Source organism: Ruegeria sp. K5, from assembly GCF_056531805.1.
In genome coordinates this window covers 520,714-543,282 of record NZ_JBQFML010000001.1, presented here as the reverse complement: position 1 = coordinate 543,282, position 22,569 = coordinate 520,714, and the positions used below count along the sequence as shown (strand labels likewise).

Here is a 22,569-nt window from a genome sequence, read left to right as displayed (position 1 = left end):
CCGGATTTCATACCAGATGTAGTGGCGTCTTGTTCGGCTCATACAATCTGACGTATCTCACCATAGATCGTCAACGGCATTTTTGGGTCATTTTTGAAATCTTTTGTGTTGACCCGATCCCCGACAAAGGCCTCGGGACCCGGTGCTGCGATTCCTCCACAGAATGATCCACGGCGAAATTCCGCCGAACCCAAATCTCTCAAAATGGAATTGTTGTTTTTACCAGCACAGTTATCAGCGTTTGATCAACCAACGCCCGACTGGCTAGGTTGAAACAGAATCATCCCGCGCCTTTGCAATCCGGCAAATCCGGCGCGTGACAAAAACGCAAATGATTGAGGGCTTACAAGAAGATGCAGCCGTTTCGCTTTCTCCCGGCACTGGCCCTGATCGTGGCCTGCACACAACAAGATGTGCCCGATGCGTCACGCAGCGCGCAGTTCGAAACCTACCCCACGCGCCTGTTCGAAACCTTCGAAGCCAGCTGTTCCGGCCCCGGCGAAACCTTTCAAAAACTCGGGGATCGCGGTTTTGCGTGCAGCGAGTTTTTGCCGCCCGAAGCGACCGCGTTCCTGATTCTGAACTACGACGGGGATCCTCAGGACCTGCCCAAAAGCATCATGCGGCTGATCCCGACCAAAACCTCGGGCGGCTACAGGGTCGATGCGTCCTTGGTATTTGAAGTGCCGCAGAAAAACGGATCAAAAGTTGAGGTTCCGGTGGAAAGCGAAGAATTGGACAAGACGATGAGCACGCTTTACCGCGCGTTGGGTGGCTCGCCGACCTGAACGGAAGAAAGTGGTCGGGGCGGCAGGATTCGAACCTACGACCCCCTGTACCCAAAACAGGTGCGCTACCAGACTGCGCCACGCCCCGGACCGTGCGCCTTCCTAACGATGCCGATCTGATTTGAAAAGCCCTAACAGGGCCAAATTGCGGGGCCCTGCGAAAAAATTTCGTGCCGCATCTGGGTTCCCGCCTCGATCCCGTATCGTGCGGACAAACCGGCGTTGATTTCCAACACCGCAAACACGGCATCGCCCCCTTCAATCGGGGTCAAATCGCCCGGAATGGCCCCTTGATGCACGCGCGTCACGGCTCCGGTCTTGTCCAGAAAGATGATGTCGAGCGGTATCAGAGTATTCTTCATCCAGAACACAACCGGCTGCGGCGGATCGAACACGAACAACATGCCCGACCGGTTCGCAAGGTGTTCGCGGAACATAAGGCCGCGGGATCGTTCTTGCGGGGTAACGGCAAGCTCGACGTCGAACCGAATCTGCGCCTGATCGTTTTTCAATTCGACTCGGTCAGGCCGGCATTCGGCAAACACGTTTCCGGCCCACATCGTAAGGATCACGGCAGGAACGGTAAGGCAGCGCATCATGAAAGGGTCAGTCGTCCAGCGCGGCTTCCCAGGCAAGGACCTGTGCCGCCATGCGCCCGCGCTTGCCATCGATCACCCGCATGGCCAGCGCCTCGCCCGGCTGCAGATCCGCAAGGCCCGAGCGGCGCAGAACCTCGATATGCAGGAACACATCTTCGCCGCGACCAAAGACATTGGCAAAACCAAAGCCCTTGCCCTTGTCGAACCATTTGACCCGCGCCGCCACCAGCGGGGCGTCAGAGATCACGTCAGGATCAAGTTCGGCAAAATCAGCCAGCAGCATCGAGTCCGTGCGTGCAGGCGGATCAACACTGATCACCTCGACCGCCTGAACGCCGCGATCGGTGCGATGGGTCATGATCTCGATCCCTGCCCCGTCCGCGACCGAGCTTTGACCGAAATTGCGCAACACGTTCACGTGCAACAGAATATCCGGACCGCCTTCGTCAGACACAACAAATCCGTATCCCTTTGCGGGATCGAACCATTTTACGTGTCCCCGGACGCGATACATGTTGTTCAGATCTTCTGGCACTGTTTTCCCATCGCGAATTTTAGCAGTTCGTTAAGGGTTTGTTGTTTATGGGAATGACCCACAATTTCAAGCTGAAAAAGTCGTTTATTTTCTGACTGTTGCATTTCGCGACACGTGAACGTCATGGATTCAACCTTTCCACATGCCACGCCGAATCCGGCTTTTCCCGTTGCCACCTGAATCTGTCGTGCAGACGAAACGCCCCGTCAGCCCAGAATTCGATTTCGGTTGGCGCTAATCTGTACCCTCCCCAAAACGGTGGCCTTGCTGGATTAGGACCGTGCTTTGCCGTCACCTTGGCGACCTCGGCCATCAGCGCGGCCCGACTGCTGAGCGGTTGTGATTGCCGCGATGCCCAAGCCCCCAACCGGCTTTTCAGTGACCTGGATGCATAATATTCATCCGCTTTCGGCCCATCTTCGCGGGTGATTGTACCACGAACTCGGATCTGACGCCGCAATGATTTCCAGTGCATGACAAAAGCGGCCTTCCCTGCACCGTCCAACTCGGACGCCTTTTTGCTTTCATAGTTTGTGTAGAAAACAAAACCGTTCGGTTCAATATCTTTCAACAGAACCATGCGCGAGTTGGGCATGCCATCCGCATCGACAGTTGCCAGGGCAATTGCATTGGGGTCGTTTGATTCAGTCTTTTCAGCCTCGCCTAACCACCGAGCCGCTATTTCAAACGGATCGGAGCCAGCAAAGATGCCATCACGCTCGGTCATTTCCATCCCCTGGAAAGTATTGTCCCCGAACCTAAGGCGAGAACCTGCTGCGGGCAAGGGTGCACGGCCTTGATGCAGCGCACCCAATGGCATAAACCAACGCAACACATCGCGAAGACAGGCGGAGAACCAAACATGTCAAATCAGTTGATGGCCGGAAAACGCGGCCTCATCATGGGACTGGCCAATGACAAATCAATCGCATGGGGAATCGCCCGCGCCTTGTCCGACGCCGGGGCCGAGCTGGCCTTTTCCTATCAGGGCGATGCTCTGAAAAAGCGCGTCGATCCATTGGCGGCTCAGTTGGGAAGCGAGGTTGTCCTGCCCTGCGACGTAAGTGACGAAGCATCGATCGATGCGCTGTTCACCGCGCTGGAAGAAAAATGGGGCAAGCTGGATTTCGTCGTTCATGCCATCGGATTTTCCGACAAGAACGAATTGCGCGGTCGCTATGTCGACACCAGCCGGGCGAATTTCAAACTGACCATGGATGTGTCGGTTTATTCCTTTACCGCTGTGATGCAACGGGCCGAAAAGATGATGTCCGAAGGCGGCAGCGCGATCACGCTGACCTATTACGGCGCAGAACAGGTGATGCCACACTATAACGTGATGGGCGTGGCCAAAGCGGCGCTTGAGGCATCGGTCAAATACCTGGCCGAAGATCTGGGCAAGGACGGCATCCGCGTGAACTCGATCTCGGCCGGTCCGATCAAGACGCTGGCCGCCAGCGGCATCGGCGACTTCCGCTATATCATGAAGTGGAACGAGTATAACTCGCCCCTGCGCCGCAACGTGACCATCGACGATGTGGGCAATTCGGCGCTGTATCTGCTGTCGAACCTGTCCGGCGGTGTGACCGGGGAAAACCTGCACGTGGATTCGGGTTATCACATTGTCGGCATGAAGGCCGTCGATGCCCCGGACGTCGAGAAAGGCTAAAGACATGAGCGCCAAGGACCGCCTGCCCCACGAAAAGGGATTTCACATCAGCTGGGATCAGATCCACCGCGATTCGCGCGCTTTGGCGTGGCGGCTGGACGGGCAAGGCCCCGATGACGGCGCATGGCGCGCGGTTGTTGCGATCACCCGTGGCGGCATGGCCCCGGCAATGATCGTCAGCCGCGAGCTTGATATTCGCACCGTCGATACAATCAGCGTCCGCTCGTACCACCATCAGGAACAGGGCGAGGCCGAAGTTCTGAAAGCCCCAGATGCGGCGCTTATGGGAGATGGCGAAGGTGTTCTGATCATCGACGATCTGGTCGACAGCGGCAAAACCTTGGAACTGGTACGCGCCATGTATCCCAAGGCGCATTTCGCCACCGTTTACGCCAAGCCCAAAGGCCGCCCAATGGTGGACACGTTCATCACCGAGGTCAGCCAGGACACCTGGATTTTCTTCCCGTGGGATATGGCCCTGCAATATGTCGAGCCCTATCGCGGCACCGACTGATCCCTTCTTCTGTTTAAAAATACCTCGGAGCGCGAGGCAGAGCCTCGCAAAAGATCGGCACGCCATGACCCAGACCCGCACCAGCGCCACCTTCCCACCCCCGGTGATGGAGGCGCGGCGTTGGCTGGACGGCGTCACATTTCCCGATGATCACCCTCTGATCAATGTCAGCCAGGCCGCGCCGGTGGATCCTCCGCCGCTGGCCCTGCGGCAGGCCATGGCCGACTTCACGGTGCAGCAGGACAGCGCGCATCTCTACGGACCCGTTTTGGGCAATGACGATCTGCGCACCGAACTGGCCAACCAGATCGGAGATCATTACGACGCCACTGTGATGCCGGAACAGGTTGCGATCACCTCGGGCTGCAATCAGGCCTTCTCAGCCGTCATCTCGGCCATCACCGATCAGGGGGATGAGGTGATCCTGCCAACCCCCTGGTATTTCAACCACAAAATGTGGCTGGACATGGCAGGCGTGCAAGCTATCGATCTGCCAACCGGTGATGATCTGCTGCCCGACCCGGATCAGGCCCGCGCCCTGATCACCGACAAGACGCGCGCGATTTCCCTGGTCACGCCCAACAATCCCGGCGGGGTCGAGTACCCGGCTGATCTGGTCCGCGCCTTCTATGATCTGGCGCGCGAAGCAGGCATCTATCTTCTGGTCGACGAAACCTATCGCGATTTCGACAGCCGCAGTGGCCCACCGCATGAGTTGTTCCAACAGACCGGCTGGGACGAGACGCTGGTGCATCTCTATTCCTTCTCGAAAGCCTACCGCCTGACCGGGCACAGGGTCGGCGCCATTGCGACCAGCGCGGCCTTGCTGGCCGAGATCGAGAAATTTCTGGACACCGTTGCGATATGCCCCGGCCAGATCGGCCAGTTTGCGGCCCTATGGGGGATGCAGAACCTGAACCAGTGGCTGGCAGGTGAGCGCGACGAAATCCTCGACCGCCGCGCTGCCATCGCTGAGGGGATGCAGGCACTGACGGCAAAAGGCTGGCGGCTTTTGGGGCTGGGCGCTTATTTCGCCTATCTCGAACATCCGTTCGACATGCCCTCGGATGAATTGGCCCGTCGTCTGGTCCCCGAAGCAGGTATTCTGCTGTTGCCGGGCACCATGTTCATGCCCGCAGGCGACCCTGCCGGGGAACGGCAGGTCCGTGTGGCTTTTGCCAATCTGGACCGGGCCGGAATCGGCCGGTTGTTCGATCGTTTGCAGACGCTTTCCTTCTAAGCTTGCCCCCCGGCGGCACGCGTCGTATTCAGGGCCCCGACCAACAGGGCAGAGACCTGCCAAAAACACCAAGAGGGCATTATGGCTGCAGGCAAGAACAGTCTTTCAAAAACCTTTGTCTGGATACTGATGGGCCTTCTGTTCGTAGGTCTCGCAGGCTTTGGCGCAACCAATCTCAGCGGTACGGTGCGGACCGTGGCGCAAGTGGGCGACGAAAGCGTCTCGGTCGAGGCTTATGTGCGCGAACTACAGCGCGAAATCCGCGCCGTCGAGGCGCAGACCGGTCAGCCGCTGCAAATGTCTCAGGCCCGTGAATTTGGGTTGGACCAACTGGCCCTGTCGCGCCTGACTGCGCTGGCCGCTTTGGACAACGAGGTCGCTCAGCTTGGTATCTCGATCGGGGATGAAAACCTGCAGGAAGAGATCGTGTCGATCCCGGCCTTTCAGGGCGTGAACGGCACGTTTGACCGCGAAGCCTATCGGTTCCAACTGGAACAGATCGGCATGACCGATACCGAGTTCGAAGACGATCTGCGCAAGGAGTCCTCGCGCACGATCATTCAGGCCGCTGTGACTGGTGGCGTGAAGATGCCCACAACGCTGACCGAAACCATGGTCGACTATATCGGCGCGCGCCGCAGCTTTACCGTGGCCACGCTTGGCGTTGACGCGCTGACCACTCCGGTCGCCGAGCCGAGCGAAGATCAGGTTCAGTCTTACTACGATGAGAACACGGATCAGTTCACCCTGCCTCGTACCAAAAGCCTGACCTATGCCATCCTGTCGCCCGAGATGCTGGTGGACACGGTCGAGGTTGACGAGGACACGCTGCGCCGTCTTTACGATCAGCGCGCGGACGAGTTCCAGCAACCCGAACGCCGTCTGGTCGAGCGTCTGAACTTCCCCAGCGAAGAAGCCGCAAATGATGCCAAGGCCCAGCTCGAAGTCGGCGGTACGACTTTCGAACAACTGGTTCGCGACCGCGAGTTGGAGCTGAGCGATATCGATCTGGGCGACGTCACACGCGATGATCTGGGCGAAGCCGCCGATGCGGTGTTTGCCGCCGAACTGGACGCGGTCGTCGGTCCGTTGCCGTCGGTCTTCGGCCCTGCCCTGTTCCGCATCAACGGATCGCTGGCCGCAAACAACACTCCGTTTGAAGACGCCGAACCGGCCCTGCGGGAAGAAATCGCCTCGGACCGCGCCCGCCGTTTGATTGAGGCGCAGTCGGAAGACATCAACGACATGCTGGCCGGTGGTGCGACACTGGAAGAACTGGTTGCCGAGACCGAGATGGAACTGGGCCAGATCGATTGGACCGGCGACAGCGACGAAAGCGTTGCCGCCTATGACGGGTTCCGCACCGCCGCCGAAGCCGTGCGTGAAGGCGACTTCCCCGAGATCGGCTTTCTTGAGGACGGCTCGATCTTTGCCCTGCGATTGGATGAAGAACTGCCGCCGCGCCCTGAACCGCTGGACAGCGCGCGTGATCGCGTCGCCGCTGCTTGGACTGCTGCAGAAACCAACAAGGCACTGCTGGATCAGGCAGCCTCGGTCCTGGTGGAATTGGCAACCGACGGCGATTTCACTGCAACCGGCTTGCCGTTCCGCGTCGAAAACGCCCTGACCCGCACCGCGTTTCTGGACGATGTGCCGCCCAGTTTCATGGCCGAAGTGTTCGAAATGGAACCCGGCGAGTTGCGCGTGATCAGCGGTAACGAAGCGGCCATGATCGTGCGTCTGGATGAGATTCTGCCGCCAGCCGAGACCGACGAACTGCGTCAGGTGCAGGAAGCACTGACCGCTCAACTGGATCAGGCACTGGCCCAGAATATCTTTGACGCCTATGTGCGCGATGCGCAAACACGGGCCCGCCCTGTGGTCGATCAGCAAGCCCTGAACGCCGTGCAGGCAAGCTATTAAACGAGACCAAGATGGCACTGACCCCCGATTTCGACAGTTTCGCCCGCGCCTATGAGGCGGGTGAAAATCAGGTCGTCTACACACGTCTCGCCGCTGATCTGGACACGCCAGTCTCGCTGATGCTGAAACTGACCGGCGCGCAGAAAGATGCGTTCATGCTGGAATCCGTCACTGGCGGAGAGGTGCGCGGGCGCTATTCGATCATCGGGATGAAGCCGGATCTGATCTGGCGCTGCCAGGGTGAAGTGTCTGAACTGAACCGCTCGGCGCGATTCGATGCCGAGGCGTTTACGCCTCAGGACGGCAACCCGATGGACAACCTGCGCGCGTTGCTGGCCGAAAGCCGTATCGCACTGCCCGACGATCTGCCGCAGGCCGCCGCCGGGCTGTTCGGCTATCTGGGTTATGACATGGTGCGTCTGGTCGAGTATCTGCCAGACGTGAACCCCGACCCGCTGGGTCTGCCGGACGCGATCATGCTGCGCCCGTCGGTCATCGCGGTGCTGGACGGTGTGAAGGGCGAGGTCACCGTTGTCTCGCCTGCCTGGGTCAGCGAGGGGCAATCCGCCAAGGCCGCCTATGCGCAAGCGGCTGAGCGAGTGATGGACGCGGTCCGCGATCTGGAACGCGCCATGCCTGCCGAGACCCGCGATCTGGGGGACGCGTCCGAGGTTGCGCCGCCCGTGTCGAATTTCACCAAATCCGGCTACATGGAAGCGGTTGAAAAGGCGAAGGAATATATCCGCGCGGGTGACATTTTTCAGGTCGTTCCGGCGCAGCGCTGGACGCAGGATTTCCCGCAACCGCCCTTTGCGCTCTATCGCTCGCTGCGCCGCACCAACCCGTCGCCGTTCATGTTTTACTTCAACTTCGGCGGCTTTCAGGTCGTGGGCGCAAGCCCGGAGATTCTGGTGCGCGTCTTCGGCGACGAAGTCACCATTCGCCCCATCGCAGGCACCCGCCCACGCGGCGCGACGCCCGAAGAAGACAAGGCAAACGAGGTCGATCTGCTGGCTGACAAGAAAGAACTGGCAGAGCATCTGATGCTGCTGGATCTGGGCCGCAACGATACAGGCCGCGTTGCCAAGATCGGCACCGTACGTCCAACCGAAGAGTTCATCATCGAACGCTACAGCCACGTGATGCACATCGTCTCGAACGTGGTTGGCGAACTGGCCGAGGACAAAGACGCGCTGGATGCCTTCTTTGCCGGGATGCCTGCGGGGACCGTCTCGGGCGCGCCCAAGGTCCGCGCGATGGAGATCATCGACGAGCTGGAGCCGGAAAAGCGCGGCGTCTATGGCGGCGGTGTCGGCTATTTCAGCGCGGGTGGCGACATGGACATGTGCATCGCTCTGCGAACGGCCATCGTGAAGGATCAGAAGCTTTATATTCAGGCCGGTGGCGGCGTTGTTTACGACAGCGACCCTGAGGCGGAATATATGGAGACCGTCCACAAATCGAATGCGATCCGACGGGCAGCGGCAGATGCTGCCCGGTTCACCGGCAACGGCAACTAATAAGAAAAGGCGGCGATCCCGGATCAGCCGCCTTTCTTTATCTTACTGCACTTCGCGCATCATGACGGCCGAGATCGGGGCCATCGCAACCCGATTGCCGCGATCTTCCAATCCCCAAAGCAGCAGGGCCGAGATCGTCTCGGGCCGCACACGACCCAGCATCACAACCGTGCCTTCCTGTCCGGCGCGGAACACGGCCTGGTCCAGGAACCGGCGCATGATCTTGGGGTCCTGACGTGCCCCGTCGATATCGCGGAACACCACGCCCGACGGCACACCGTTGCGGGCCGCGATCTTCTGGACTGTGTTTAGCCCGTTATCCTGCGTGATCAGCCCCCGACCCGTCACGCCCGCAATCTCGGCCACCTGATCGGCCAGTTTGCGATTGCCCTGAATGCCGGTATCGACCCCTTCCAGAATACCCACGGTTTCCGGCAGCGCTTCAAGCCACACGGCCATCGAAACCTCGGCATCCTGTGCGCTGGCCGCCTCATGCAGATCAACCAAGGCCATCACCTCGAACCCGGCGGCTCGGTGGCGGGCCATCTTCTCGGCTGCATTCGGGTCGGACGGGCTGACGGCGAAGCTGATCGGATAGGGAAAATCCTGCAGCGCCTCGGCTCCAAATGCGTCCTCGTCATCGATCAGAATGATCGACATCAGCGGTTTGGCCTCGGGGTTATCGAACGACGCGGCGTACGCCTCGATGGGCTTTCCGACCGCGATGGCAATCGATCCATCCGTACCTGCCGCGTCCGTGCTTGGTGTATCCGTCGCTGGCGGATCGTCCCGTTCAGTCAGGGGAACAACGCGTTTACCAATGATTGAGCTGGTGCTGGTCTCACCCTCCCCCCCGATCTGAGGCAGCGCTGCAAGACGCGGCAAGGTCCGGGGCAAAACATCCTCATCGCCTTCAACGGCAATCGGGCTGTTTTCAAACGGGTTCTCTTCGGTGTCCTCGTTGGACGTGCCCGGCAATTGCGCCGGTTCTGGCTGGGGTTCCAGTCCAGCCACATCTTCGTTTGCAGGCGGCGCGGGTGTCTCATCGATCACCAGCGGTTGGCTATCGTCCTGAGGGGCCTGCGGCGCTGCCCCCGGCAGTTGTGGCGCGGCGGGCGGATCCGTCAGCACCGCGACGTCCTCGGACACCGCAGGATCAGGCTGTTCGGCCTGTTGCGCCGGATCCGTGATCACAGGTTGGGCATCTGCCTCGGCCTCAAGACCTGACAGATCGGCTGCGTCCTCTTCTTGGTACTCGGCAACATTTGGCGCAGCGGGGGGCACTTCGACCAGATCCGCATCCGATCCGGTCTCGGCCACACCTTCCGGGGCCTCGGATGTCGCCACGTCTTCGGGTTGCGGCGCTTCGGTCGTGACCGCGGTTCGCTGAGCCAACGGCGCCTGCAACGACAGTACCGTGCCCAGAATCAAAACAACGACCGCGCCCGCGACCATTCCCCCGATAAATCCGCCCATGACCAGTGCCTTTCGCCTGTTTACTGCTTTGCCCATCCCGACGCCGTCTGCTGCGACGCTTGGCCTGATGACGCGCCGGGAACGGGATGTCCTCTTGACGCTGCCGCACAAGCCTGAGCATGTATGTCCCGACATTATACCGTGGCCGGGGGCTGCATCGCCAGCCTGAAATGCCCAAGCGAAGATAAGTGCCCAAATGCTGCTGCTGATCGACAACTACGACTCGTTTACCTACAACCTGGTGCATTATCTGGGCGAACTTGGGGCCGAAATGGTCATTCGCCGCAACGATGCGCTGGATGTGCAGGAAGCCATGGCGATGAACCCCGCCGGCATCCTGCTCAGCCCCGGCCCCTGCGACCCGGATCAGGCCGGGATTTGCCTGGCGCTGACCGAAGCCGCTGCCGAGACAAAGACACCCCTTATGGGTGTGTGTCTGGGCCATCAGACTATCGGACAGGTCTTTGGCGGTAGGGTCGTGCGCTGCCATGAGATCGTGCACGGCAAGATGGGCACGATGAAACATACCGGCAAAGGCGTCTTTGCCGGACTGCCCTCACCCTTTGAAGCGACCCGCTACCATTCCCTGATCGTCGAGCGTGAGACGCTGCCGGACTGCCTTGAGATCACGGCGGAACTGGAAGACGGCACCATAATGGGGCTGCAACACAAGGAACTGCCCATTCACGGCGTCCAGTTCCACCCGGAATCCATCGCATCCGAGCATGGCCACGCCCTGCTCAAGAACTTCCTGCAAGAACTGAAAGTCCCCGCATGAGCGACGCATTGAAACCACTGATCGGCGCGTCGGCTGATCGGCCTTTGACCCGTGCCGAGGCGGAACAGGCCTTTGGCATTCTGTTCGACGGCGAAGCCACCCCCAGCCAGATTGGCGGGCTACTGATGGCGATGCGCACGCGGGGCGAAACCGTGGACGAATACGCCGCCGCCGCCGCTGTGATGCGCGCCAAGTGCAACGCCGTGACCGCACCTGCGGGTGCAATGGACATCGTGGGCACCGGCGGTGACGGCAAGGGAACCCTGAACATCTCGACCGCGACGGCCTTTGTCGTGGCGGGGGCCGGTGTCACCGTGGCCAAGCACGGCAACCGGAATCTCAGTTCCAAATCCGGCGCGGCGGATGCGTTGGGCCAGATGGGAATCAACGTGATGGTTGGCCCACAAGTGGTTGAAAAGGCGCTGAATGAGGCCGGTATCTGCTTCATGATGGCCCCAATGCACCACCCGGCCATTGCCCATGTCATGCCCTCGCGGCAAGAGCTTGGGACGCGCACGATCTTCAACATTCTCGGGCCGCTGACCAACCCGGCGGGCGTCAAGCGCCAGTTGACCGGCGCGTTCTCGCGCGAATTGATCCGACCGATGGCAGAGACGCTGGGTCTGTTGGGTTCCGACCGTGCATGGCTGGTCCATGGCTCGGACGGCACCGATGAGTTGACCATTACCGGCGTCAGCTGGGTTGCCGCGTTGGAAGACGATACCGTCAAAGAGGTTGAACTGCACCCGGAAGACGCGGGCCTGCCTGTGCACCCGTTCGAGGACATCATCGGCGGCACGCCCGAGGAAAACGCCACCGCTTTTCGCGCCTTGCTGGAGGGCGCGCCGTCGGCCTATCGCGACGCCGTTCTCCTGAATTCGGCAGCCGCTCTGGTCGTGGCCGAGGCGGCCTCGGACCTGCGCGAAGGCGTTGAAAAGGCTGCCGAAAGCATCGACAGTGGCAAAGCAAAAGAGAAAATAACCGCCCTGGCGCGGATCACACAGGAAGCCGCATGACCGAGACTGTTCTGGACAAAATCAAAGCCTACAAGCTGGAAGAGATCGCAGCGGACAAGGCGCAAAAATCGCTGGACGAACTGGAAAGCGAGGCGCGCGAAGCGCCCGAAGTTCGCGGCTTTGCTGCAGCGCTGCACGATGCGTCCCGCACCGGGTATGGACTGATTGCCGAGGTCAAAAAGGCCAGCCCTTCCAAAGGCTTGATCCGTCCGGATTTTGATCCACCGGTTCTGGCGAAAGCCTATGAAGATGGTGGCGCGGCCTGTTTGTCGGTGCTGACGGACACACCAAGCTTTCAGGGCACCAAGGAATATCTGACCGCAGCCCGTACCGCCACCAACCTGCCCGCCCTGCGCAAGGATTTCATGTATGACCCCTATCAGGTCGTCGAAGCGCGCGCATTGGGGGCAGATTGTATCCTGATCATCATGGCCTCGGTCGAGGACGCTCAGGCCGCTGAACTGGAACAAACCGCTTTTGACTGGGGCATGGACGTTCTGATCGAGGTTCATGACGAGGCTGAGTTGGAGCGTGCAACGCAGTTGAAAAGCCCCCTGATCGGGATAAACAACCGTAATCTCAAGACGTTCGAGACCACTCTTGATACGACCCGACGTTTGTCGAAGCTGGTTCCGGGAGACCGGACGATCGTCTGCGAAAGCGGTCTGGGCGCGCCCGAGGATTTGGCCGATATCGCCCGTTACGGCGCGCGGTGTTTCCTGATCGGCGAAAGCCTGATGCGTCAGGACGACGTGACCGCCGCGACCCGGCACATCCTGTCAAACCCGCTGATCCCCGGAGTGATGTGATGCCGCTCACCCATTTCGATGCGCAAGGTCAGGCCCATATGGTCGATGTCTCGGAAAAAGAGGTGACGGACCGCGTAGCTGTCGCATCCGGGTACATCAAGATGGCGCCGGAAACCTTTGATTTAATTTCAGAAGGTCGCGCCAAGAAGGGCGATGTTCTGGGCGTTGCGCGACTGGCCGGGATCATGGGGGCCAAGAAAACGCCTGAATTGATCCCCCTTTGCCACCCTCTGCCGGTGACCAAGGTTGCCGTGGAGCTGACGCTGGACCCTGATCTGCCGGGTGTTCAGATCGAAGCCACCGTAAAGACCTCAGGCCAGACCGGGGTTGAGATGGAGGCGCTGACGGCCGTCTCGACCGCCGCGCTGACGGTTTATGACATGACCAAAGCCGTGGACAAGGCGATGGAGATCGGCGGTATTCGGGTTCTGCTGAAAGATGGTGGAAAATCAGGGCGTTACGAAGCGCAATGATCACGGTTGAAGACGCCCGCGCCCTGCTGTTCGATCTGGTTGCTCCGCTGCTGGTCGAGCACGTGCCACTGGCCCAATCCGCAGGTCGGGTCCTGGCTGAAGACGTCGCAGCGACGCGCGATCAGCCACCCTTTGCGGCCTCTTCCATGGATGGATACGCGGTCAAAGCGGCTGAGGTTGAACTGCATGCCATGTTCAAGGTTGTAGGGGAATCCGCTGCGGGCAATCGCTTCGATGGACGTGTAGGGCCGGGTCAGGCCGTGCGCATTTTCACCGGCGCGCCGGTGCCGGAAGGTGCTGATTTCATTGTTATTCAGGAAGATGTGGAGCGCCGGGGTGATTTGATCACCATCACCGACGCCCCCGGCCCCAAAACCAACATCCGGCCCGCCGGGGTGGATTTCGCCAAGGGCACCAAAATCACCGCCCCGCGTCTGATCCGCCCCGAAGATGCCGCCCTGATGGCCTCCATGAACATCGCAAAGGTGCCGGTCACGCGGAAACCTCAGATCGCGCTGATTTCGACCGGGGATGAGTTGGTCATGCCCGGCGAAACGCCCGGCCCTGACCAGATCATCGCCTCGAATACGTTCGGCCTGAAAGCCCTGCTGGGGGGGCTTGGCGCACATGTCCGCGTCCTGCCCATCGCGCAGGACACGGTATCGTCGCTTGAAACCGCCTTTGGTCTGGCCGAGGGCGCGGATCTGGTGGTGACAATCGGCGGCGCGTCGGTCGGCGACTATGATCTGGTGTCTGACGTGTCCGAGGCGCTGGGGATGGAACGGTCGTTCTACAAGATCCGAATGCGGCCCGGAAAACCCCTGATGGCCGGACGGATGGGCGATGCGGCCATGGTCGGTCTGCCCGGAAATCCCGTCAGCGCAATGGTTTGCGGCTATTTGTTCCTGGCCCCGATGGTGCGGCGCATGTTGGGTCTGGATACGGTTGTGACACCATTCAGGACCGCCACTTTAGTCGAGCCGCTGTCGGAGAATGGCCCGCGCGAGCACTATATGCGCGCAATCCTTGACGAAAACGGCATCCGCGCCTGTGCTGATCAGGACAGTTCCCTGCTGAGCGTTCTGGCACAGGCCAACGCCTTATTGGTGCGCCCGCCCGACGATCCCGCGCTGCCTGCGGGGGCAACGGTGCGCTACCTGCCGATATAGAACATCGTCAAATTCGTTGACACAAAACGTGAACATGCGTAGAACAAAAGAAAACGCATGAGCGACGAGGTGTGAGCGATGCTGACCAAGAAGCAATTGGATTTGCTGGAATTCATCCACAAACGCGTGCAGGCGGACGGTGTTCCGCCCAGCTTTGACGAAATGAAGGCCGCGCTGGACCTGCGTTCGAAATCCGGCATTCATCGGTTGATCACGGCATTGGAAGAGCGTGGATTTATCCGCCGTCTGGCCCACCGTGCCCGCGCGATCGAGATTGTGAAACTGCCTGAAAGCCTTGGCGGACAACCCACGGCGGGGTTCAGCCCGCGCGTGATCGATGGTGACAAGCCTGAAGGCCAACGCCCGGCAAACTTTGAACCTGTTGCGGTGGACGCTATGGAACTGCCCGTTATGGGCCGGATCGCCGCTGGTGTGCCGATTGAGGCGATCAGCCACGTCTCGCATCGTGTGGCCGTGCCCGGCCCCATGGTTTCGGGTCAGGGCTCGCATTACGCGCTTGAGGTAAAGGGTGACTCGATGATCGATGCCGGGATCAATGATGGCGACGTCGTTGTGATCCGCGAGACATCGACCGCCGATAATGGCGACATCGTTGTTGCTCTGGTCGAGGATCAGGAGGCCACCTTGAAGCGTTTCTTCCGCCGCGGTCAGGCCATCGCGCTTGAGGCCGCAAACCCGGCTTATGAAACGCGGGTGCTGCCCGAAGACAAAATCAAGGTTCAGGGTCGTCTGGTCGGGTTGATCCGCACCTACTGATCCCGCTTCTGGCGCCGGTCCCCGGAAGGTTTCGGGGACCATAAACGATGCCCTGTCAGATCGGCGCTGGTGATCAGCTTTCCATCAGTGATGGAGAGGCTACCGGTCTCATACAGCCGTTCGGGGTCAAAAACGCTGCAATCTCCGTCCATGTCCAGATTTATGGCTGAAACAACGATCTGATTCTCATGACATTCGGTGAATTCCTGCGCGGCCCTTTTGCCGGTGACATGGATGACCTCTTTGTCCTGCAAGGCAATCCGCTGGATAAGGCCGGACTGCCCCGGCCAACGACCGGCGGCGTGCCCCTGATCCTGCCCGTCCCCGTCATTCTCTAACCAGACAGTCGCAACAAAACCGCTGCCTTTTTCTTTGCTCAGCGCCCTGCCCTGTTCGGTTATGACGCCCACCAATCCACCGGACTCGGCGATCAGCACCTCGGGGCGATGGCCAGACGTCCAGAACAAAAAGGCAAGGGCAACGGGGGCAAGGCCGATCCACCGCGCCCGGCCCTGCCACAGGGCAATCCAAAGCGCGCCCAGGGCCATCACCGGCAGCATAAACCAGGGCGGGCTGACAACGTAACCCTGCGCGCCCTCAAGGCTCGAGACCCAGTCCGCTATCATCAAGATCCATCGCAGGCCAATGCCCATGATCTGAATGGCAATCGCCTCCAACCCAAACGGGGCCAACAAGGCCGCAACCACGGCAAAGGGCACCACAACCGACCCCATCACCGGAACCGACAGAAGGTTCGCCAGCAGGCCATAATGCGACATGGTGTTGAAATGTGCCGCGCCGATTGGCGCAGTGGCAAGACCGGCGATTGCAGATGACATGAGAACGCCGGCTATCGGCTGCACCCATTTGGGGCCGGGCATCGGGCCGAAGTCGCGCAATGCGCCAAAGACGGCCACAAGGGCCGTGGTTGCCGCAAATGACATCTGAAAACCGGGGCTCAGCAGGGTTTCGGGGCGCAAGGCCAGCACGATCAACGCCGCCACGGCCACCGCCCGCAACGAGATGGCACGGCGGTCGATCAGAACCGCCCCCAACATGACGGTGACCATGACAAAGGCACGTTCGGTCGCCACGTTACCGCCCGAGAGCATCAGGTAGATCACCGCAGCGACCAGCGCACATCCCGCAGCCAGTTTGCGAACCGGAACGCGCAGGGCCAAGGCCGGGATCGCGGACAGCCCGATCCGGCAGGCCACAAAGACAAACCCGGTCAACAGCCCCATATGCAAGCCCGAGATCGCAAGTAGATGCGCGAGATTCGAGGCCCGTAACGCCCCAAGCGCCGCTTGCCCCATACCGCTGCGGTCTCCGGTGGTGACGGCGGCGGCAAAGCCGCCAACCTCACCCGGCAAGATCTCACGCACCCGCTCGGAAATCTTCATGCGGATCGCGGTAATCCGAACCCCGTCCATCGCGTCCTGCGGCGGGGCAATGGTCATGACCGGAACGCGGGTGTATCCAACCGCGCCAAGGCGTTGAAACCAGGCGTGGCGGCGGAAATCGAAACCGCCGGGCTCGACCGGGCCTTGCGGCGGCGACAAATGGGCGGTGGTCATGATCCGCTGCCCCGGCGCAATGGGATCGATCTGAGAATGTACGGAAAGACGGATGCGCTGCGGTCGCCGATCATGCGGCACGTCCCCTACCCGCACCTGATCCAGCGTCAGTCGCAGCGCATCCGAGGCAGACCGGTCCATGGCGACGACCCTCCCCTCGATGGGGCCGTAATACCGCCATGACAAAACCGGTTCCGCCACCATATGGGCGCGGGCACCTGCCAGCAGAAAGCCGACAGCAACCAGCGCCCCCCCGATTGCCAACGATCCCCATCCGGCCGGTAAAAAGCGGCACAGGCCGATCAGCACCAAACCGGTGGTCGCAAAGCCCAGATAGATCGGCCAGCCCGGTTCGAACCGCAATCCGAAATAGAGGCCAATCCCAAGCGCCAGACATACCGGAGACCATGGAAACAGGAACCCCGTCTGGTTCAGCAGCGCCGCCTGGGCCCGTGCAAGAACACGCATGGTTGCCCCCGTCCTTCGGGCTCGTTAGACAAGCGCCACACTATGCCCGTCGCGGTTACCAAAAGGTTAATCAAAATAATGTCCGATCAGGTCGTCACCCGTTTTGCACCCTCACCCACCGGTTTTCTGCACATCGGCGGTGCACGCACAGCGCTGTTCAACTGGCTTTATGCGCGCGGGCGCGGCGGCAAGTTCCTGCTGCGAATCGAAGACACGGACCGCGAGCGGTCGACCCCCGAGGCCACCGCGGCGATTCTACAAGGCATGGAGTGGCTTGGGCTGGATCACGACGGCGACGTGATTTCTCAGTTCGAAGGGGCCGCACGACACGCCGAGGTTGCGCATCAGCTATTGGCTGAGGGCAAGGCTTATAAGTGTTTCTCGTCTCAGGATGAAATCGCCGCATTCCGCGAACAGGCACGGGCCGAGGGGAAATCGACCCTGTTCCGCAGCCCCTGGCGCGATGCGCCCCCTGAAACCCACCCCGATGCGCCTTTTGTGATCCGCATCAAGGCGCCGCAGGACGGCGCGACCGTGATCCGGGATCAGGTTCAGGGCGATGTGACCATCCGCAACGATCAGCTAGACGATATGATCCTTCTGCGCTCGGACGGGACACCGGTTTATATGCTGGCGGTTGTGGTTGATGACCACGATATGGGCGTCACCCATGTGATCCGCGGCGACGATCACCTGAACAACGCCGCCCGCCAGATGATGATCTACGAGGCGATGGGCTGGGACGTTCCAGTCTGGGCGCACATTCCGCTGATTCACGGGCCTGACGGCAAGAAACTGTCCAAACGCCACGGCGCTTTGGGCGCGCAGGAATATCAGGCGATGGGCTATCCCGCCGCCGGTATGCGCAACTATCTGGCACGTCTGGGTTGGAGCCACGGTGACGATGAATTCTTCACCGACGCACAGGCGAAAGAGTGGTTCGATCTGGATGGAATCGGCAAAAGCCCGGCGCGTTTCGACTTGAAAAAGCTGGAAAACCTGTGCGGTCAGCACATCGCAATCTCGGATGATGCTGCGCTGCGGCAAGAAATTGAAGATTACCTCGCGGCAGCAGAGCTGCCCGCTCTCACACAGACACAATCGGGTGATCTGGAACGTGCGATGTATTGCCTCAAGGATCGCGCGCGCACTTTCCCGGAACTGCTTGAAAAAGCGCATTTTGTACTGACCGAGCGTCCGATTGCCCCGGATGAGAAAGCCGCAAAAGCGTTGGCATCAGTATCCGATGGTATACTGAATGAATTGACGCCGCAGTTGCAAAATGCTAGCTGGTCCCGGAACGAGCTGGAAGAGACGTTGAATTCCTTTGCCGAAGCAAGGGAGGTCAAGTTCGGCAAGCTGGCAGGCCCGCTTAGGGCTGTATTGGCTGGTCGGGCCGTCACACCTTCGGTTTTTGACATGATGCTTGTGCTGGGACGCGATGAAACCCTGGCGCGGCTTTCTGAGGCAGCGAAATAAACCCAAGCTTCATAAACGGGTAACGCTGCTCCGCTAACACCCGGACTGCGCGCTTGCGCGCGGTCATTGCCCGCAGGTTTCGGCAACGATCTGGCCTGCGCACGAATGAAGAAGGGACAACCATGACTGATAGCAACAAAACAGCCACTCTGACCGTGCATGGAAAAGAGTATGAGTTGCCGGTTCACTCGCCGACCGCTGGGCCTGACGTTGTCGATATCCGCAAACTGTACGGTCAGGCGGGTGTGTTCACCTATGACCCCGGCTTTACCTCGACCGCAAGCTGCGACAGCACCATCACCTATATCGATGGCGAAAAGGGCGAGCTGCTGCACCGGGGCTATCCGATCGATCAACTGGCCGAGAAATCCCACTTCCTGGAAGTGTGCTATCTGCTGCTGTACGGAGAGTTGCCGAGCGCCAAGGATCTTGAAACCTTCGAGACCACGATCACCCGTCACACCATGCTGCACGAGCAGATGCAGTATTTCTATCGCGGCTTCCGCCGGGACGCGCACCCGATGGCGATCATGGTGGGCGTGGTTGGCGCGATGTCGGCCTTCTATCACGATTCGACCGACATCTCGGACCCGCATCAGCGCGAGGTCGCCTCGCACCGTCTGATCGCCAAGATGCCCACCATCGCGGCCTGGGCCTTCAAGTACCACACCGGTCAGCCTTTCGTTTATCCGCGCAATGATCTGGACTATGCGTCGAACTTCCTGCGCATGTGCTTCAGCGTTCCAGCCGAAGAGTATGAGGTGAACCCGATCCTCAGCCGTGCAATGGACCGCATCTTTACCCTGCACGCGGATCACGAACAGAACGCCTCGACCTCGACCGTGCGTCTGGCGTCGTCGTCCGGTGCAAACCCGTTTGCCTGTATCGCCGCCGGCATCGCCTGCCTGTGGGGTCCGGCCCATGGCGGTGCGAACCAAGCCTGTCTAGAGATGCTGGAAGAGATCGGCACCGTTGACCGTATCCCTGAATACATCGCCCGCGCCAAGGACAAGAACGACCCGTTCCGCCTGATGGGCTTTGGCCACCGCGTCTACAAGAACTTCGACCCGCGCGCCAAGGTGATGAAGCAGTCGGCTGACGAAGTGCTGGATCTACTGGGCATCGAAGACAATCCGAAGCTGCAGGTCGCCAAGGAACTTGAGCGTGAGGCGCTGGAAGATCCGTATTTCGCCGAGAAGAAACTGTTCCCGAACGTGGACTTCTATTCGGGCATCATCCTCGAGGCGATGGGCTTCCCCACCTCGATGTTCACCCCTATTTTTGCCCTGTCACGCACCGTTGGCTGGGTCAGCCAGTGGAAAGAGATGATTGCCGATCCACAGAACAAGATCGGCCGTCCGCGTCAGTTGTATCTGGGCGAGACCAACCGCGACTACGTGGATATCGAAAACCGCTAAGGCGGCATGACACAAGAAAGACCCCGCGATTTGCGGGGTTTTTTTTGAGCGGTCAAATGTGGATCCGGCCGGCAACGGTAAACCTCGTCGTGCCGCCGCTTCGAATTCTTCTAGCGTCGCCAATGCTCTTTTTCTTGACCAATGCCTCTGTTTGCGGGTTTCGGTCAGGGCTTTGATCCTTGCCGCAAGTGAACCAGCGACCCAGCCAATTGGTCCACAAGAGGCCTGATAAGATGGCGCCAGCAGCCTTTTGGCCCAGAAATGACTATGCCCGGTCCATCTCAAAACAGGCTCAGCTGGTCCCCGGCCTGCGGCGGGGTCGAGAACAGATCGCAGCGCAGAGCGTCGGATTTGATTGCCAGCCCAAGGCGCTTGCAGGTTTTCGTAAAACGCTGCGCAATGACCTGCGCATACTCCCCCTCGCCCCGCATTCTGTGACCCCAACGGGGATCGTAATCCCGACCTCCGTGCATGTCGCGCAGGCGGGACATCACCTTACCCGCGCGCGCGGGTTCATGCTGGGTCAGCCATTCTTGCCATAGTCCCGAGACCTCTCTGGGCAAGCGCAGCATGATCCAACTTGCGGTGTCTGCACCGGCGTCCCGGCCTGCCTCCAGCAACTGTTCCAATTCGTGATCGGTCAGCCCCGGAACCAGCGGAGATGTCATCACGCGCACCGGCACCCCGGCTTGCGTCAATCTGCGGATCATCTGCAACCGTCGGTTTGGTGACGGGGCCCGAGGTTCCATCCGACGCGACAAATCCCCATCCAGCGTCGTCAGCGATATACCGACCCGCGCCAGTCCCAACTCGGCCATTGGGGCCAGAATATCCAGATCCCGCTCGATCAGTGCGCCTTTGGTGACAATGGCAACCGGGTGGTTGAAATCCTGCAAAACCTGCAAGCATTCCCTTGTTATCAAACGGGTTTTCTCTATGGGCTGGTAGGGGTCTGTGTTGGTCCCCAAAGCGATAGTCGCCACGCGGTAGGACCGCGACGACAGTTCTTTGCGCAGAACATCCGCCGCGTTCGGACGGGCAACCAAACGCGTTTCAAAGTCCAGCCCTGCGGACAGACCCAAATAAGCGTGGCTGGGTCTGGCAAAACAGTACACGCAACCATGTTCGCACCCGCGATATGGGTTAATCGATCGATCAAAGGGCAAATCCGGAGAGCGGTTATAGGTGATCACACTCCGCGCGACCTCATCCCGAACCTCGGTACGCAGGGGTGGCAGGTCTTCGTCCGCCGACCAGCCATCATCGGTTGCGACAGTGGCATAGCGTTCAAACCGACCAGCGTCGTTTGATGCGGTTCCCCGCCCCCGGATTGTGAAATGATCGGCCACTTGTTCGCTCTTTGTTCCTATTGGCAAAGTAACCAAAGACCGCCGCTACGGCAAGTGCCACGCGGCTTTCCGGCCAAAAAACAGAATCCAAGGGATTTCGCCTAACGACCTGAACCATATGCAGAATGATCTTGCGAAGAATTCAGTCGCAGATTGCGAATTTCTATCCTATAGGTCGGTCCCGAAACCACTGAGGTCGTAATCGTCACAGTCAAACTGCGACGTTTTAGCCAAAACGGAACAAATGCCACCATGGACCTGTGGTCCAAACAGCTCAGGGAATCGCCCCATGTCTGATGAAGAAGACATCATCCTGTCCGAACTGAACGACGACGAACTTGTCGAACAGATGTTCGACGACCTTTACGATGGCCTGAAGGAAGAAATCGAAGAAGGTGTGAACATCCTGCTGGAACGCGGATGGATGCCTTATGACGTTCTGACCAAAGCGCTGGTCGGTGGCATGACCATCGTCGGCCATGACTTCCGCGACGGTATCCTGTTCGTGCCCGAGGTTCTGCTGGCCGCCAACGCCATGAAAGGCGGCATGGCTATCCTCAAGCCTCTGCTGGCGCAAACCGGTGCCCCGCGCGTAGGCAAGATGGTGATCGGAACCGTGAAGGGCGACATCCACGACATCGGCAAGAACCTTGTCTCGATGATGATGGAAGGCGCGGGTTTCGAGGTTGTCGATCTGGGCATCAACAACCCGGTCGAAAACTACCTGGAAGCGCTGGAAAACGAACAGCCCGACATTCTGGGCATGTCCGCCCTGCTTACCACCACCATGCCTTACATGAAGGTGGTGATTGACACGATGGTCGAGCAAGGCGTGCGCGACGACTACATCGTTCTGGTCGGCGGCGCACCTTTGAACGAGGAATTCGGCAAGGCCATCGGTGCCGACGCCTATTGCCGGGACGCCGCCGTTGCGGTGGAGACAGCGAAAGAATTCGTATCGCGCAAGCACAACCAACTGGCAGGCTGACCCG

The 22,569-nt window shown here is 60.0% G+C and carries 21 protein-coding genes and 1 tRNA gene; 15 read left to right on the top strand and 7 right to left on the bottom strand.

The genetic code is table 11. The annotated features are described in order from the left end of the window. The first annotated feature begins 353 nt into the window (after positions 1-353). The gene (locus ACR0MO_RS02785) at positions 354-788 is read left to right on the top strand and encodes a hypothetical protein (protein WP_170450388.1); all 435 of its coding nucleotides are present in this window, start codon (positions 354-356) and stop codon (positions 786-788) included. Positions 789-799: 11 nt separating this feature from the next. On the opposite strand, the gene ACR0MO_RS02780 is transcribed toward ACR0MO_RS02785, so the two are convergent. The 4 genes from ACR0MO_RS02780 to pdxH form a co-directional block, all read right to left on the bottom strand. Next, a tRNA-Pro gene (locus tag ACR0MO_RS02780) sits at positions 800-876 on the bottom strand. Between the two features lie 43 nt (positions 877-919). After that, positions 920-1,387: a DUF192 domain-containing protein gene (locus ACR0MO_RS02775; protein WP_480708233.1), complete on the bottom strand. Its 468-nt coding sequence runs from the start codon at positions 1,385-1,387 to the stop codon at positions 920-922. Positions 1,388-1,394: 7 nt separating this feature from the next. Further along, a complete protein-coding gene (locus ACR0MO_RS02770; protein WP_480626273.1) occupies positions 1,395-1,901 on the bottom strand; it encodes a cold-shock protein in 507 nt (168 codons plus the stop codon). Between the two features lie 142 nt (positions 1,902-2,043). Beyond that, a complete protein-coding gene (gene pdxH / locus ACR0MO_RS02765; RefSeq protein WP_170450383.1) occupies positions 2,044-2,649 on the bottom strand; it encodes a pyridoxamine 5'-phosphate oxidase in 606 nt (201 codons plus the stop codon). Between the two features lie 135 nt (positions 2,650-2,784). Here pdxH and fabI point away from each other — a divergent pair, with 135 nt between their 5' ends. The 5 genes from fabI (at position 2,785) to trpE (ending at position 8,788) form a co-directional block, all read left to right on the top strand. Next, a complete protein-coding gene (gene fabI, locus ACR0MO_RS02760) occupies positions 2,785-3,591 on the top strand; it encodes an enoyl-ACP reductase FabI (RefSeq protein ID WP_170450381.1) in 807 nt (268 codons plus the stop codon). A gap of 4 nt (positions 3,592-3,595) precedes the next feature. Further along, positions 3,596-4,105 carry a xanthine phosphoribosyltransferase gene (gene gpt, locus ACR0MO_RS02755; protein ID WP_170450379.1) on the top strand — a complete coding sequence of 170 codons (510 nt, stop codon included), beginning with the start codon at positions 3,596-3,598 and terminating at the stop codon, positions 4,103-4,105. 64 nt (positions 4,106-4,169) lie between these two features. Next, entirely contained in the window at positions 4,170-5,345 is a 1,176-nt protein-coding gene (locus tag ACR0MO_RS02750) for an aminotransferase (RefSeq protein ID WP_480889584.1), read from the top strand. 81 nt (positions 5,346-5,426) lie between these two features. Beyond that, positions 5,427-7,268 (top strand): peptidyl-prolyl cis-trans isomerase, encoded by a 1,842-nt coding sequence (locus tag ACR0MO_RS02745; protein WP_480889581.1) that lies wholly within the window; start codon positions 5,427-5,429, stop codon positions 7,266-7,268. A gap of 11 nt (positions 7,269-7,279) precedes the next feature. After that, positions 7,280-8,788, top strand: a complete 1,509-nt coding sequence (trpE, locus tag ACR0MO_RS02740; protein WP_480889578.1) for an anthranilate synthase component I — start codon at positions 7,280-7,282, stop codon at positions 8,786-8,788. A gap of 42 nt (positions 8,789-8,830) precedes the next feature. On the opposite strand, the gene ACR0MO_RS02735 is transcribed toward trpE, so the two are convergent. Next, complete coding sequence (locus tag ACR0MO_RS02735) at positions 8,831-10,264, bottom strand: polysaccharide deacteylase family 2 protein (RefSeq protein WP_170450371.1); 1,434 nt, start codon at positions 10,262-10,264, stop codon at positions 8,831-8,833. Positions 10,265-10,460: 196 nt separating this feature from the next. On the opposite strand from ACR0MO_RS02735, the gene ACR0MO_RS02730 reads away from it, so the two are divergent. The 6 genes from ACR0MO_RS02730 to lexA all read left to right on the top strand — a co-directional run bounded on the left by ACR0MO_RS02730 (position 10,461) and on the right by lexA (position 15,286). Next, on the top strand, positions 10,461-11,042 hold the full coding sequence (locus tag ACR0MO_RS02730; RefSeq protein ID WP_170450369.1) for an aminodeoxychorismate/anthranilate synthase component II: 582 nt from the start codon (positions 10,461-10,463) through the stop codon (positions 11,040-11,042). Then, positions 11,039-12,058: an anthranilate phosphoribosyltransferase gene (gene trpD, locus ACR0MO_RS02725; protein ID WP_170450367.1), complete on the top strand. Its 1,020-nt coding sequence runs from the start codon at positions 11,039-11,041 to the stop codon at positions 12,056-12,058. Before ACR0MO_RS02730 ends, trpD begins: the two co-directional genes overlap by 4 nt. After that, on the top strand, positions 12,055-12,867 hold the full coding sequence (trpC, locus tag ACR0MO_RS02720; protein WP_170518825.1) for an indole-3-glycerol phosphate synthase TrpC: 813 nt from the start codon (positions 12,055-12,057) through the stop codon (positions 12,865-12,867). The genes trpD and trpC overlap by 4 nt, the downstream gene beginning before the upstream one ends. Continuing rightward, a complete protein-coding gene (moaC, locus tag ACR0MO_RS02715) occupies positions 12,867-13,340 on the top strand; it encodes a cyclic pyranopterin monophosphate synthase MoaC (RefSeq protein ID WP_170518828.1) in 474 nt (157 codons plus the stop codon). Before trpC ends, moaC begins: the two co-directional genes overlap by 1 nt. Next, a complete protein-coding gene (locus ACR0MO_RS02710) occupies positions 13,337-14,509 on the top strand; it encodes a molybdopterin molybdotransferase MoeA (protein WP_170518831.1) in 1,173 nt (390 codons plus the stop codon). The genes moaC and ACR0MO_RS02710 overlap by 4 nt, the downstream gene beginning before the upstream one ends. A 78-nt stretch (positions 14,510-14,587) precedes the next feature. Continuing rightward, positions 14,588-15,286 (top strand): transcriptional repressor LexA, encoded by a 699-nt coding sequence (gene lexA / locus ACR0MO_RS02705; RefSeq protein ID WP_170450359.1) that lies wholly within the window; start codon positions 14,588-14,590, stop codon positions 15,284-15,286. On the opposite strand, the gene ACR0MO_RS02700 is transcribed toward lexA, so the two are convergent. Beyond that, entirely contained in the window at positions 15,280-17,331 is a 2,052-nt protein-coding gene (locus ACR0MO_RS02700; protein ID WP_480889572.1) for a ComEC/Rec2 family competence protein, read from the bottom strand. The two genes, lexA and ACR0MO_RS02700, sit on opposite strands and share 7 nt — an antisense overlap. Positions 17,332-17,409: 78 nt before the next feature. On the opposite strand from ACR0MO_RS02700, the gene gltX reads away from it, so the two are divergent. Continuing rightward, positions 17,410-18,810, top strand: a complete 1,401-nt coding sequence (gene gltX, locus ACR0MO_RS02695; protein ID WP_170450354.1) for a glutamate--tRNA ligase — start codon at positions 17,410-17,412, stop codon at positions 18,808-18,810. A 122-nt stretch (positions 18,811-18,932) separates the two neighbouring features. Then, positions 18,933-20,228, top strand: coding sequence for a citrate synthase (gene gltA / locus ACR0MO_RS02690; protein ID WP_170450352.1), 1,296 nt, complete (start codon positions 18,933-18,935; stop codon positions 20,226-20,228). A 281-nt stretch (positions 20,229-20,509) separates the two neighbouring features. On the opposite strand, the gene ACR0MO_RS02685 is transcribed toward gltA, so the two are convergent. Further along, positions 20,510-21,577, bottom strand: coding sequence for a PA0069 family radical SAM protein (locus ACR0MO_RS02685; protein WP_480889569.1), 1,068 nt, complete (start codon positions 21,575-21,577; stop codon positions 20,510-20,512). Between the two features lie 289 nt (positions 21,578-21,866). Between ACR0MO_RS02685 and ACR0MO_RS02680 the strand changes: the two genes are divergently transcribed. Continuing rightward, entirely contained in the window at positions 21,867-22,565 is a 699-nt protein-coding gene (locus ACR0MO_RS02680) for a cobalamin B12-binding domain-containing protein (RefSeq protein ID WP_170450348.1), read from the top strand. Positions 22,566-22,569: the final 4 nt, after the last annotated feature.